10 protein-coding genes are annotated in these 13,615 nt (G+C 40.5%); 8 read left to right on the forward strand and 2 right to left on the reverse strand.

Going from position 1 to position 13,615, the window contains the following annotated elements:
- Positions 1–115: 115 nt before the first annotated feature.
- Positions 116–1,600, reverse strand: coding sequence for a DUF1846 domain-containing protein (locus ACYVQ1_RS04850; RefSeq protein ID WP_268687985.1), 1,485 nt, complete (start codon positions 1,598–1,600; stop codon positions 116–118).
- 306 nt (positions 1,601–1,906) lie between these two features.
- Between ACYVQ1_RS04850 and ACYVQ1_RS04855 the strand changes: the two genes are divergently transcribed.
- The 6 genes from ACYVQ1_RS04855 (at position 1,907) to dexB (ending at position 9,069) form a co-directional block, all read left to right on the forward strand.
- On the forward strand, positions 1,907–3,166 hold the full coding sequence (locus tag ACYVQ1_RS04855) for an ABC transporter permease (RefSeq protein WP_461250018.1): 1,260 nt from the start codon (positions 1,907–1,909) through the stop codon (positions 3,164–3,166).
- 15 nt (positions 3,167–3,181) lie between these two features.
- The gene (locus tag ACYVQ1_RS04860; protein ID WP_461250019.1) at positions 3,182–3,814 is read left to right on the forward strand and encodes an ABC transporter ATP-binding protein; all 633 of its coding nucleotides are present in this window, start codon (positions 3,182–3,184) and stop codon (positions 3,812–3,814) included.
- 13 nt (positions 3,815–3,827) lie between these two features.
- The gene (locus ACYVQ1_RS04865) at positions 3,828–5,204 is read left to right on the forward strand and encodes an ABC transporter permease (protein WP_461250020.1); all 1,377 of its coding nucleotides are present in this window, start codon (positions 3,828–3,830) and stop codon (positions 5,202–5,204) included.
- Positions 5,205–5,275: 71 nt separating this feature from the next.
- Positions 5,276–5,929, forward strand: a complete 654-nt coding sequence (locus ACYVQ1_RS04870; RefSeq protein ID WP_461250021.1) for a response regulator transcription factor — start codon at positions 5,276–5,278, stop codon at positions 5,927–5,929.
- Positions 5,926–7,230, forward strand: coding sequence for a sensor histidine kinase (locus tag ACYVQ1_RS04875; protein ID WP_461250022.1), 1,305 nt, complete (start codon positions 5,926–5,928; stop codon positions 7,228–7,230). Before ACYVQ1_RS04870 ends, ACYVQ1_RS04875 begins: the two co-directional genes overlap by 4 nt.
- A gap of 228 nt (positions 7,231–7,458) precedes the next feature.
- A complete protein-coding gene (gene dexB / locus ACYVQ1_RS04880; RefSeq protein WP_461250023.1) occupies positions 7,459–9,069 on the forward strand; it encodes a glucan 1,6-alpha-glucosidase DexB in 1,611 nt (536 codons plus the stop codon).
- A gap of 178 nt (positions 9,070–9,247) precedes the next feature.
- Here the strand turns inward: dexB and ACYVQ1_RS04885 are convergent, their stop codons facing one another.
- Entirely contained in the window at positions 9,248–10,072 is an 825-nt protein-coding gene (locus tag ACYVQ1_RS04885) for an AraC family transcriptional regulator (protein WP_461250024.1), read from the reverse strand.
- A 105-nt stretch (positions 10,073–10,177) separates the two neighbouring features.
- Between ACYVQ1_RS04885 and ACYVQ1_RS04890 the strand changes: the two genes are divergently transcribed.
- A complete protein-coding gene (locus ACYVQ1_RS04890; protein WP_461250025.1) occupies positions 10,178–12,343 on the forward strand; it encodes an alpha-galactosidase in 2,166 nt (721 codons plus the stop codon).
- A 15-nt stretch (positions 12,344–12,358) separates the two neighbouring features.
- A complete protein-coding gene (locus ACYVQ1_RS04895; protein WP_461250026.1) occupies positions 12,359–13,609 on the forward strand; it encodes an extracellular solute-binding protein in 1,251 nt (416 codons plus the stop codon).
- Positions 13,610–13,615 lie beyond the last annotated feature (6 nt).

Raw genomic sequence — 13,615 nt, forward strand, 5'->3', positions numbered from 1 at the left:
TGGGTTATCAAAAAGGGAACTCGATAGAGTTTCCCTTTTTTCTTTCTCCAGCTAAAGTGATTTCGAAAAGACCCCAGTTGGTAAAACTGAGGTCTTTCTTGTTTTAAATCATGAATTACTTACGGTACAATTTGTCGTATTGATAGTAAGGATCGAAGGTCACATTGATACCGAGCTTACGAAGAACATTTTTGTCTTCATCGGTAAGAATGATTGTTGAGTGAGCTTCAGAACCTTTGAGGTTACCAAGTTCCTCCATGGCACGCGCCGCATCCGCATTGTTGGCAGCTGTAATGGCTAAGGCGATAAGGATTTCGTTGGAGTGGAGACGAGGATTACGGCTACCCAGATGGTCAATTTTCAGACCTTGGATAGGTTTAACCACTTCAGGCTCGATAAGTTTAGTATCCTTATCAATACCTGCAGAAGTCTTGATAGCATTAATCAAAGCAGCTGCAGTTGGACCAAAGAGTTCTGAATTCTTACCAGTGACGATTTGACCATTTGGCAATTCGAGGGCAAGAGCAGAACCACCTGTTTCTTCAGCCTTAGCGCGTGCTGCAACAACCACTTGGCGATCTTCAGGAGTAATACCAAGATCATTCATGAGCAACTCAATCTTCTTGACAGCAGTCTCAGGAACACGTTCATTTTTGAAATCAAGGACGGTTTGATAGTAGCGACGGATAATCTCTTGTTTAGAAGCTTCTTTGGCTGCCTCATCATCCGTAATGGCAAAACCAACCATGTTAACACCCATATCCGTAGGTGAAGCGTAAGGTGACTCACCAAGGATGCGCTCAAGCATACGTTTGAGGACTGGGAAAATCTCGATGTCACGGTTGTAGTTTACCGTAGTTTTGCCATAAGTTTCCAAGTGGAAGGGGTCAATCATATTGACATCATCAAGGTCCGCAGTGGCAGCTTCATAGGCCAAGTTGACTGGGTGATGAAGTGGCAAATTCCAAACTGGGAAGGTTTCAAATTTTGCATAACCTGATTTGATGCCATTGATTTGGTCGTGGTACATGTTAGACATACATGTCGCCAATTTACCAGAACCAGGACCAGGAGCAGTAACGACGATAAGGTTACGGCTAGTCTTGATATAGTCATTTTTTCCCATACCTTCAGGAGAAATGATATGGTTCATATCCGTTGGATAGCCCTTGATAGGGTAGTGGATGTAAGACGTGATGCCATTTTTTTCCAATTGGTTACGGAAAGCATCAGCCGCAGGTTGACCAGAATACTGCGTAATAACAACAGAACCCACATAGATATTGAGCTCGTTGAATTTATCAATCAGACGAAGGACCTCTTGGTCATAGGAAATACCAAGGTCACCACGAGCTTTAGAGTGCTCGATATTGCTAGCATTGATGGCGATAACCACTTCGACTTGCTCTTTAAGCTCTTGAAGGAGCTTGATTTTATTGTCAGGTTCATAACCAGGAAGGACGCGGGCAGCGTGGAAATCTTCCAACATCTTACCACCAAACTCCAAGTAGAGCTTGCCGTCAAACTGGTTAATACGCTCCAAAATATGGTCGCGTTGCAGATTCAAATACTGTTCAGAACTAAAAGCTTGTTTCTTCATAAATAAAAATACCTCTGAGGAAAATTATATCAAATGCCGAAGGTAAATGCTATTAGCGAAAGTCGATTTGTTGGAGAAAAAGAGTTTAAAGTCAATCCTGAAACGAATTTTTTTATAATCCTTTAGAGTTATTATTTAATTGAGATTCTGCATTTCAGCAGTTAGATTTTTAGACAACAATCATTTTAGAATATTTAATTTCATAAAGGTTTCACATTTGTCGTCTATAATTAGGATAAGAAAATGAAAGCGCCCTCACCTATCTTTGGTGTAGCTGAGGGCTAATGTCTTAAATGGAGGTGGAAGATGGTTCTCTTACAACAGGCAGTTGCTTATATTTTTCGCAAAAAAACGCGGAATATTATCCTTTTTCTCATTTTGTTTTTGATATTATCTTGCTTGTATTTTTGTTTCTCTCTTATGCAAGTTGGTGAAGGAATGAAAGCACAAATCAGGAAGTCAAGTGGGGCAAGTTTTGCTCTGGTAAGTAAAGAAAGAGGTAGTGCATTTTCCTGGAAAGAGGGGGAAAAGATTAGTCATCTATCTGATGTGACTTCAACGATACCTCAATATATAAGCCCAGTACGACTAATCGATAAGAAGGTCGTTACAGGAAAACAAACGGTGGAACGTGATGACCTTGATAATGAGGCTAATCAAGCCTTGGGAGCGACTTTCACTAAGGAAACAGGCCAAAGTGTTGATTTTCGGAGTGGTGCTTTTCAACTCCTTAAAGGGAAGCACTTATCTGCTAAAGGGCAAATTATGATTCATGAATCGCTTGCTAGGAAAAATAAGCTAAGCGTCGGAGACAAGCTGACCTTGTCAAATTTTCAGATGATTGAAGGTGGAACTAAGGAAATGACCTTTGATATCGTTGGTATTTTTTCTGGCAAGAAGGAGGAGACATTTACTGGAATGTCCTCAGATTTAAGTGAAAATCAAGTCTTCCTCCATTATGAGGACGCTAGCCAACTGCTTAATTTGACTGATAAGTTAGTGACAAAATTATCCTTTGGTATTAAAAATCCAGATAGAATCGACCAAGTCATTAAACAAGTGGAACAATTAGATATCGATTGGTATCGTCTACGTTTGGACGAGGACCGTAAGGCTTTTGACTCCTTGAAGGAATCGTCTCAAGCGCTACAAGGAATCGTCAGAACGATGATGATTAGTTTAATTGTTACAGGAGCAGGTATCCTCTCGTTTTTAATGGCACTATGGACGCGTGAGCGAAATCATGAGATAGGTATTCTTTTAGCAATTGGGAAGAGCAAGGGACGCATTTTTGTTCAATTTCTTGTTGAGATATTGTTGGTGTCCCTTATGTCTTTGCTACCGGCCATTGCTATTGGACGGCTACTAAGTCGACTGTTTTTGCAAGAATTTTTAGGACAGCAAGGACAGCAGCAGGCTCTTCAGTTATTAGATCAAATTCCTCAGGGACTACCTTTAGGGCTATCTTATCTCTGTCTTCTAGTCTTGGTAATATCATCGCTCGGTGTGACAACAGGTCTCATTTGGCGCAAAACACCAAAAGAAATCTTATCTAATATGAGTTAAGGAGAAAGGAACACTATGTTAGAACTCAAAGATGTTGCGTATAGTTATCAAAATAAAAGTGAAGCTATCCTCTCGAAGGTGAATTATCGTTTCGAGAAAGGTAAGTTTTATAGTATTATTGGGCAATCTGGAGCGGGAAAATCGACCTTACTTTCCCTTTTGGCAGGTCTTGATTATCCCAAGAAGGGGCAGGTCTTGTTTAACGGAGAAAATATCAAGAAAAAAGGCTACAGTTATCACCGTAGACACCATGTTGCGCTTGTTTTTCAAAATTACAATCTTATTGATTATCTTACACCTTTAGAAAATGTACGACTTGTAAATAAAAATGCCGATGAGAAGATACTTTCTGAATTGGGATTAGATGAAAAGCAAATTAATCGAAATGTCCTGCAACTTTCAGGTGGGCAACAACAACGTGTAGCTATTGCACGGGCTTTGGTTTCAGAGGCCCCAATTATCTTAGCAGATGAACCGACAGGGAATCTAGACGAGGAAACTGCCAAGGATATTATTACTATCCTTAAAAGAATGGCTTTAGATCGCCAAAAATGTGTCATAGTTGTCACGCACAGTAAGGAAGTTGCTCAGGCATCTGATGTGGTTTTAGAGTTGAAGAAGCAACAACTCATAGAAAAGAAAAAATAAAGAGAGGACTCTTATGTTTCGAAACGCTTTTGCATATATTACACGAAAATGGTCAAAGTCACTATTACTGTTAACCATTATTCTTTTGATGAGTACTCTTAGTCTGTTAGGACTTGCTATGCGAAGTGCAACCCAAGAAGCAGCCTCCAAGAGTCTAGGGTCAATTACCAATAGTTTTTCAATGCAGATTAATCGTAACACGAATCCTGGAACTCCTCGAGGGGCTGGAAATCTTAAGGGAGAAGATATTAAAAAGATTAGCGAGACTAAAGGGATTGTTTCGACGATTAAACGGATCAATGGTATTGCTGATTTACTAGATTATGAGATTATCGAAACAGAGCAAACGCTACAAAATCAGTCGCCAGAACGTGCTAAAAATTTTAAGTCTACCTTGATGTTGACAGGAGTCAATGACTCATCAAAAGAAGATAAATTTGTTTCAGGTGCTTATAAACTAGTTGAAGGAGAACATCTAACAGATAAGGACCATAATCAAATCTTGATGCACGAAGGTTTAGCTAAAAAGAATGGTCTTAATGTAGGAGATAAAGTAAAGCTTAAATCTAATCTCTATGATGCTGATAACGAAAAAAGGGCTGATGAAACAGTAGAAGTGACTATCAAAGGTTTATTTTCTGGTCAAAATCAAGCAGCCGTTACCTATGCTCAGGAGTTGTATGAAAACACCCTCATCACTGATCTAGACACAGCTGCAAAACTCTATGGTAATACCGTAGAAACTGCCACTTATGAGGATGCCACTTTCTTTGCTAAAGGTGATCAAAATCTTGATTCCTTAATAGCAAAGATTCAAAAGTTGGACATTAACTGGACCCTCTACGATCTTGTTAAGAGTTCATCAAACTACCCTGCTTTACAGGAATCTATTCTTGGGATGTATCGTGTGGCAAATCGTATGTTTATTGGAAGTCTCATTTTTACAAGTTTATTGTTAACCCTTCTGTTGATTTTATGGTTAAATGCTCGTCGTAGAGAAGTTGGTATCTTTTTGGCCTTGGGACTTAAAAAGACACAGGTTGCGGGTCAATTTTTAGTGGAATTGCTGATGATTGCCTTACCAGCCTTTCTTTTATCATATGGTTTAGCGAGTTTCTTTGCCGAAAAAGTTGGTAAAACAGTCCTTTCCAATGTTACGGAAGGTATCAATAAGCAAATGACAAAAGAATCTCTAGCTGCAAATCTTGGTGGAGGGGCTGAGGCAGAGAGCTTCAGTAAGACTCTGACTCAGATTCATATGACAGTCCAACCTAAGCAACTTTTGGTAGTCATTCTAGTCGGTGGCTTTATCTTAAGTTTGGTATCCTTGATTTCTTCTCGCTGGCTTCTTCACAAGAAACCCAAAGACCTCTTAGTTGATGTTGAATGATAAGTTTGCTGCACCTATAAAAAACGGTATAATGAAAGAAAGCGACTATATATAGATGAAAAGGATAATGCATGAAAATACTAATCGTAGAAGATGAAGTCCTTATTCGAGAAGGGATGAGCGACTATCTCATGGAATGTGGCTATGACATCTTCGAAGCAGGCGATGGGAAGGAGGCCCTGAACCTCTTTTGGAGAGAAGCGCCGGATCTGGTCTTGTTGGACATCCAGCTCCCCATCCTTAATGGCTTGGAAGTACTGAAGGAAATCCGTAAGACCAGCTCAGTCCCAGTCCTGATGCTAACGGCCTTCCATGACGAAGAGTATAAGTTGACAGCTTTTGGAGAGTTAGCAGATGGCTATCTGGAAAAACCTTTCTCCTTGTCCCTCTTGAAAGTCCGCATCGAAGCTATTTTTAAAAAGCTTCAACCTTCAAGGGTCTTTACCTATGGAGAGGCACGGGTGGATTTTGAGAGTTATACAGCCAGCCTCGCTGGGCAAGCCATTTCCATGAATGCTAAGGAGTTGGAAATCTTGGAATACTTGCTCCAGCATGAAGGCAAGGCTCGGACCCGCTCTCAGATCCTCGATGCCGTCTGGAAGGAAACCGAGGAGATTCCTTTTGACCGAGTAATTGACGTCTATATCAAGGAACTACGAAAAAAACTAGAACTGGACTGTATCGTAACGGTACGCAATGTCGGCTATAAATTGGAGAGACCATGACCAAACGGAGTATCTTTGTAAAGATCTTTCTGATAACCTTCGCCCTCTTTAGTGGCTTAGTTATCCTGTTACACGCATCCGTCTACTTTATTTTTCCATCGACCTATATCGAGTCGCAACGTCAGACGATTTTGAAGAAATCGCAAGTCTTGGCCAAGAGTTTCCAGGGTCAGGAGGAAGGGACCATTGAGTCGGTCATCGACCTTTATTCCAAGACCAATGATATCAAGGTCTCGATCAAGGGCAAGGAAAAACAAAATGCCATAGAGGTCAAGGATGACCTACTCGTGAACCCTGACAGCCAGAATAATTCCCTGGTCATTGAAGAGCGAAAGATTCAGACCAAGGAAGGGAAGGACTTGACCTTGCAATTCTTAGCGACCGTCGATTCGCAAAAGGAAGCGCGGGACATCAGTCTGGGTTTTCTTCCCTATACACTCCTTGCTTCCTTTATTCTGTCGCTGATCGCATCCTATCTCTATGCCCGCATGATTTCTGCTCCAATCCTTGAAATCAAGCAGATGACCAAGCGGATGATGCGCCTGGATAGGACAGCAAGTCTCCCTATTCATTCACAAGATGAGATTGGTGTTTTAAAGCGACAGATCAACGACCTCTATCACCATCTCTTAGAAGTGATTGATAATTTAGAGCAGCAAAAACAAGAGAATCTGAAGTTGGAGCAGATGAAAGTAGAATTTCTACGAGGAGCTTCGCATGAGCTCAAGACGCCTCTAGCTAGCTTGAAAATTATCCTAGAAAATATGCGAGATAAAATTGGTCGCTACAAGGATCGGGACTGCTACCTATCAGTTTCTCTTGACATTGTCGATGAGATGAACCAGATTGTCCTAGAGATCCTGTCTTTATCTTCTGTTCAAGAATTAGGTGGTGATAAGGAGTGGATTCAGTTAGATGATGTGGTAAATCGCATACTCACTCAAAATCAAGTGTTGGTTGAGAATCGCTTTCTATCAATTGACAATTATCTTCCGACAACTAGTATTTTCATGAATTTACCTATTTTGAAATTGGTTCTCTCAAATATCATCAGTAATGCCGTCAAGCATTCTGATAAGGGTGGAGTGATTCGAATAGGTTTAGAAAATGAAGGAACCGATTTTGTCATTGAAAATACGATTATATCTAAAGAAAATACTTCAACTAAAGCTCAGTCTAAGAAAGAAGGAGGATTAGGCCTTTTTGTGGTCAAATACCTTCTAGAGCATGAGGAACTTAGCTATAGATTTGAAGAAAGTCTCACGGGAAGGCGCTTTGTGATGGTCTTGCCCAAAAAGTAAAAAGTGACGGTTAAGGCATTAACTGTCATTTTTTATATTGTTAAGATTAGTAAAGGCTAACCTTACATTTCAATTTTATTATTTCTCAACATTACCAAAAGTTTAAGAAGTCTGGAGTATAGGTCATGCAATGTTTTAAATAAAAGAGAAAACGCTTGCATAACCCCGATAAAAACGTAAAATAGAACTATCAGACTCACGATGATAATAAAAACGAGGAGTAGAATCATGCAAAAATACTGGTGGCACAAGGCTACAATTTATCAAATTTACCCTAAATCTTTTATGGACAAAAACGGTGATGGCATTGGTGACCTCAAGGGAATTACTAGTAAGCTAGATTATCTTCAAAAACTCGGAATTACAGCCCTTTGGCTCTCGCCTGTTTATGATAGCCCGATGGATGACAATGGTTATGATATTACTAACTACGAGGCTATTGCGGACATTTTTGGGGATATGAATGACATGGATGAGCTTTTGGTGGAAGCTAAGAAGCGTGAGATTCGAATTGTCATGGACTTGGTGGTTAACCATACCTCTGATGAACATGCATGGTTCATCGAAGCGCGTGACAATCCAGAAAGTCCTGAACGTGATTTCTACATCTGGCGCAATGAGCCAAATGAGTTAACTTCTATCTTCAGTGGGTCAGCTTGGGAATATGATGAACCTTCAGGTCAATACTACCTTCATATCTTTAGTAAGAGACAGCCAGACCTTAACTGGGAAAATCCACAGCTCCGCCAGAAAATTTATGACATGATGGACTTCTGGATTGACAAGGGAATTGGTGGTTTCCGTATGGATGCGATTGACATCATCGGTAAGATTCCAGATCAAGAGATTTTCAATAATGGTCCAAAACTCCACGACTACCTCAAGGAAATGCATCAAGCAAGCCTGACTGATCCTAATTTCTTAACGGTTGGTGAGACTTGGGGAGCGACACCTGAGATTGCCAAACAATACTCGAATCCTGACAATAAAGAGCTTTCTATGGTCTTCCAGTTTGAACATATTAGCCTTCAACATAAACCTGACGCCTCTCAATGGGAGTACGCAGAGGAACTTGATGTGCCAGCTCTCAAAGCGATTTTCAACAAATGGCAGACTGAGTTGGAATTGGGACAGGGCTGGAACTCACTGTTCTGGAACAACCACGACTTACCTCGTGTTCTCTCAATGTGGGGAGATACTGGTGCCTATCGTGAGAAGTCAGCCAAGGCCTTGGCTATTCTCCTACATCTTATGCGTGGGACACCTTACATTTATCAGGGCGAAGAAATCGGTATGACCAATTATCCTTTCCAAACGCTAGATCAGGTTAATGATATTGCATCGCTTAACAATGCCAAAGAAGCCCTTGAAAAAGGGACAGCACTGGAAGTGATTATGGACCAGATTCGCCATGTGGGACGTGATAATGCCCGAACACCAATGCAGTGGGATGCATCTAAAAATGCAGGTTTTAGTTCAGCAGATAAAACATGGCTAGCTGTTAACCCTAACTATAAGGATATCAATGTTGCCTCAGCTCTTGCCAATCCAGATTCGATTTTTTATACTTATCAGAAACTGGTTGAGCTTCGCAAAACACAGGGTTGGTTGATTGATGCTGACTTTGAACTCTTGGAAACTGCCGATAAGGTCTTTGCCTATATCCGTAAGACTCAGGATAGCAGCTATCTAATTGCAGTTAATCTATCAGACCAAGAACAAGACTTTGATTATGATTTTGAAGTCGCAGAAGTCGTCATCGCAAATACCGAACTGAAACCAATCGCTGACCAAGGCAAACTCCAAGCCTGGGATGCCCTTTGTGTGAAGGTGAAATAGAAAGAATAAAATGCAGTTATCACGAAGAAATGGTAACTGCATTTTCTATTTGAAAGGTTTATTTGTATTTAATTTTATGCCAGAATAGTGTTTTTTAGGAGAATAGGCTTTTTTGTAATTTTAAATCCTTATATATTCATCATTACAGAATACTCATGTAGAAATATCGAGATAATTATTATTGTTTCAAGGTCCGACATTGACTTGGCGAGCAATCATAATACTGTCTGAAGGCTTTTGAAAAATGCAAAGGGTCCAGATAGCCTACAGAATAGGCGATAATTTTTATAGGTTGATCGGTGGTTTTCAAAAGTTCCTTGGCTCGATTCATGCGTACCTCGAGTAGGTATTCTTTTGGGGAAATCTTATGAAAATCTTTGAAGATGGAGGATAAGTAGGAGCGGTGCACACCAAGTTTATCAGCTATATATTGGATACTAATGTCTTGAGAGTTGTAACCAATATCGATTAGATGTTTGGCCTCACGATAGAGTTTTTGACTGGGTGAGATGGTTTCTTGATCAAGGTTAGGTGAGAGTGCATTCAACTGATGCATGAGCTCAAAGAGTTGGCTGATAACGTGCAGTTGAGATGCCTTACTTTCATCTAGCCGTTCAGCATCTTTGACAATAGTCCCTATGAAGTTGCCTAGTGCTTTGGTATGGGGTGACCTTAAATAAGCCGTGTCATGGATGCTTGAAAGGTTAAAATATTCCTGGGCTTTGATACCACTTATCCCTAGCCAATAGTAGGACCAAGGAGTCTGATTATCCGCAAAATAATAGGTGACTTCTCCGGGTATAAGTAGAAAAATATCTCCCTTTTGAAGGGGGATTTTTTGGTCCTTGTATTCAAGGAAGCCTATGCCTTCAGTGATGTAATGAAGAACGTAGTTTTCTCGAATGGCAGGACCAAAGAACTGATCTGGTAAACAATCCTCATAGCCGTAAAAATCAAGACGTAAATCTAAGGTCCCTGTTTCAAGTTCTGAAAAAATAAGCATTGTTTATCCTCCTTACCTAACATTTTACCATATTCCAGCAACAAAATTCCATTTTAGAAAGCGCATACATTGTTTATAATTAAACCTGTAAATAAGGAGAACACTATGAGCATTGTTGTTAACAAAAATTATTATTACATCACCAGCAAAGATTTGTCGCTCATTATTGAAGAACATGACGGGGATCTTTTGCTAAGACACTTAGGTCGAAAGGTAAATCGCTACCATGGATCAAATGCAGTCCATGAACGTGATCATGCATTCTCGGGTCAGCTCAATCCAGACGTTAGAACGTATAGTTATGATACACAACGTCAAGTGGTAGGCTTGCATGGTTTGGGAGATTTTCGTCAACCGTCTTTGAAAATCCAGCATGGGGTCTCAGATGTGACACGTTTTGAATTTTCAAAAGCAGAAGTGGTCGAAGGAATGTCACTGGAAAGCAAACTGCCATATCCCCATTCTTTGGAAAAAGCAGAAACGCTGATTTTCACCTTAGTCGATAAAGTCGCTAACTTGGAATTGAAACTCTACTATACAGTAGTTGAAGATAACAACACAATTGTAACTTATAGCGAAGTCATCAACCGTTCTGAACAAGCCGTGGTAATCCATCGAGCACTCAGTACTATGGCTGATCTACCTGCCCGTGACTATGATGTGGTCACTCTCCAAGGTGCTTACGCTCGTGAGAAAACGGTTCGTCGCCAAAGAGTTGAACAAGGTATCTTTAAAGTCGCTTCTAACCGTGGTGCCTCAGGTCATGCTCAGACACCAGCTTTAATTCTTTGTGATCACGAAGCGAGCGAGGGGGCAGGCGAAGCCTTGGGCTTCCAACTCATGTATAGCGGTAATTTCCAAACATTTGTCCAAAAGAGTCAAATCAATGAGGTGCGTGTAGCTATCGGAATTGAGGATGAGAACTTTGCCTGGGAACTTGCTTCAAACGAAAGTTTTGAAACACCAGTTGCTCTCATTACTTACTCTCACCAAGGTTTGACTGGGCTTAGTCAAGAAAGTCAAGCCTTTGTTACAGACTACGTCATTCCTAAGCAGTTTGCCCATGAAGAACGTCCGATTCTTCTAAATAACTGGGAGGCAACCTACTTTGATTTTGAGAAAGAAAAACTTCTTGAGTTAGCCGAAGATGCTAAACAAGTAGGTGTTGAACTCTTTGTCTTGGATGATGGTTGGTTTGGAAATCGTTTTGACGACAACCGTGCTCTAGGAGATTGGTTTGTAAATGAAGAAAAACTTGGTGGACCGCTTCAAGACTTGATCGAAAAAGTTCATGCCAAGGGGCTTAAGTTTGGTCTTTGGTTTGAGCCTGAAATGATTTCGGTGGATAGCGATCTTTATCATAAACATCCAGACTGGGCTATCCAAGTGCCTAATTATGGTCATACTTACTCACGTAACCAACTCGTGCTTAACTTAGCTAATCCAGATGTGGTGGCTTACTTGAAAGATGTCTTAGATAAGATTCTTACAGATAATGCTATTGATTATGTTAAATGGGATTATAACCGTAACATGACCAACATCGGAAATGGAGCAAACTACCTTGAAAGCCAGATGCAGAGCCATCAATACATGTTGGGACTATATGACTTGGTAGAATTCCTGACAAGCAAGCATGAGAATATTCTCTTTGAATCATGTTCTGGTGGAGGGGGTCGAAATGACCTTGGTATGATGCGTTACTTCCCGCAAGTTTGGGCGAGTGATAATACTGATGCTATTGCACGTTTACCAATTCAATATGGTTCAAGCTATCTTTACCCAACCATTTCTATGGGAGCCCATGTGTCAGCTGTCCCTAATCACCAAATGGGACGGACGACACCTCTGGAAACGCGTGGTGATGTAGCTATGATGGGTAATTTGGGCTACGAACTTGATTTGACGAGCCTGACTCAGGAAGAAAAAGATGGCATTGCTGCACAAATCACTCATTATAAGGACATTCGTCCAGTGGTTCAGTTTGGTCAGCAATACCGTCTCATTAATCCTGAAGCGGAAAGCAATGAAGCAGCTGTCCAATTTAACTACGAAAATAAGGTTCTAGCAACCTATGTCCGAGTCCTTTCAACAGTTGAGACGGTTGAAACGACTCTCAAACTAAAAAATCTCGACCAAGATGCCGACTACATTTTACAAGGAACAGGCCAAGTTTATTCTGGTGCTGAACTGATGTATGCTGGAATCACAGTCGTTCTTCCACAGGGAGACTTCCTCAGTAAACAATTTTATTTTGTCAAAGAAGATTAATAAGGAGACTAAGCAATGAAGTGGTACAAAAAACTTGCTCTGGCTGGGCTAGCAACATTAGCTGTTGTGGGGCTTGCAGCCTGTCAAAAGAAGGATCAGTCAGCTGATGGTAAAGTAACAATTGAATACTTTAACCAAAAGACAGAAATGACTGATACTCTTCAAGAAATGGTAAAGGATTTTGAAAAAGAAAACCCAAATATCCATGTCAAATTAACAACAGTTCCATCAGCCGGTATCGTCTTGAAGACACGTATCCTGTCTGGAGATGTGCCTGATATTATCCATATCTACCCACAGAATATGGACTTCCAAGAATGGGCAAAAGCTGGTTATTTCCAAGATATGACTGGTAAGGATTATTTGAAAAGAATCAAAAATAATTATGCTGAAAAGTATGCTATAAATGGCAAAATTTACAATGTCCCATTGAATGCCAATGTTTCTGGTATCTACTATAACAAGACTAAGTTCAAAGAACTTGGCCTTGAAGAACCAAAAACTTTCGAAGAATTCCAAGAGATTACTAAGAAAATTAAGGATAGTGGTACATCACCATTTGCAGTTGCAGGAACAGAAGGTTGGACACTTAACGGATACCACCAATTGTCATTGATTACAACAACTGGTAGTGGTGATAAAGCAAATGATTACCTTCGTTTCTCAAAACCAAATGCTATTAAAGCGACTGACCCAATTCTAAAAGAAGATGCTAAGAAAATGGATCTTCTAGCTGAAAATGCACAAAATGGTTGGCGTGGCGCTTCCTATAACGATGCTGTTGTTTCCTTTGCCAATGGTAAAGCCTTGATGATGCCTCAAGGATCATGGGCTTTAGCGGCAGTTAACCAACAAGATCCTAAGTTTGAAATTGGTATGTTCGCCTTTCCTGGAGATAAAGCAGGACATGAGGCTACAGTGGGAGCAGGAGACTTAGCCCTCTCAATATCAGCTAAAACAAAACATCCTAAGGAAACTGAGAAATTCATCGAATACATGACCTCAGCTAAGGCAATGCAAAAGTATTATGATGTTGATGGTTCACCAGTTTCTGTAGAAGGGGTGAAACAGGATCCAAAGTCACCACTTGCTAATATTTCACAACTAGCCTTCACAGATAAACACTATGTTTGGTTGGGACAACACTGGAACTCTGAAGAAGATTTCTTTAACTTGAGTGCAAGTTACTTGATGGATCAAAATATCGATAACATGGCAAATAACCTCAATGCCTTCTTCAACCCTATGAAGGCCGATCTTGACTAGGAGGAG

The sequence above is a fragment of the Streptococcus parasalivarius genome (assembly GCF_054785155.1).

Coding starts and splice junctions, on each gene's coding strand:
- ACYVQ1_RS04850 (WP_268687985.1), bottom strand. CDS start 1,600: ATGAAGAAACAAGCTTTTAGTTCTGAACAGTATTTGAATCTGCAACGC.
- ACYVQ1_RS04855 (WP_461250018.1), top strand. CDS start 1,907: ATGGTTCTCTTACAACAGGCAGTTGCTTATATTTTTCGCAAAAAAACG.
- ACYVQ1_RS04860 (WP_461250019.1), top strand. CDS start 3,182: ATGTTAGAACTCAAAGATGTTGCGTATAGTTATCAAAATAAAAGTGAA.
- ACYVQ1_RS04865 (WP_461250020.1), top strand. CDS start 3,828: ATGTTTCGAAACGCTTTTGCATATATTACACGAAAATGGTCAAAGTCA.
- ACYVQ1_RS04870 (WP_461250021.1), top strand. CDS start 5,276: ATGAAAATACTAATCGTAGAAGATGAAGTCCTTATTCGAGAAGGGATG.
- ACYVQ1_RS04875 (WP_461250022.1), top strand. CDS start 5,926: ATGACCAAACGGAGTATCTTTGTAAAGATCTTTCTGATAACCTTCGCC.
- dexB (WP_461250023.1), top strand. CDS start 7,459: ATGCAAAAATACTGGTGGCACAAGGCTACAATTTATCAAATTTACCCT.
- ACYVQ1_RS04885 (WP_461250024.1), bottom strand. CDS start 10,072: ATGCTTATTTTTTCAGAACTTGAAACAGGGACCTTAGATTTACGTCTT.
- ACYVQ1_RS04890 (WP_461250025.1), top strand. CDS start 10,178: ATGAGCATTGTTGTTAACAAAAATTATTATTACATCACCAGCAAAGAT.
- ACYVQ1_RS04895 (WP_461250026.1), top strand. CDS start 12,359: ATGAAGTGGTACAAAAAACTTGCTCTGGCTGGGCTAGCAACATTAGCT.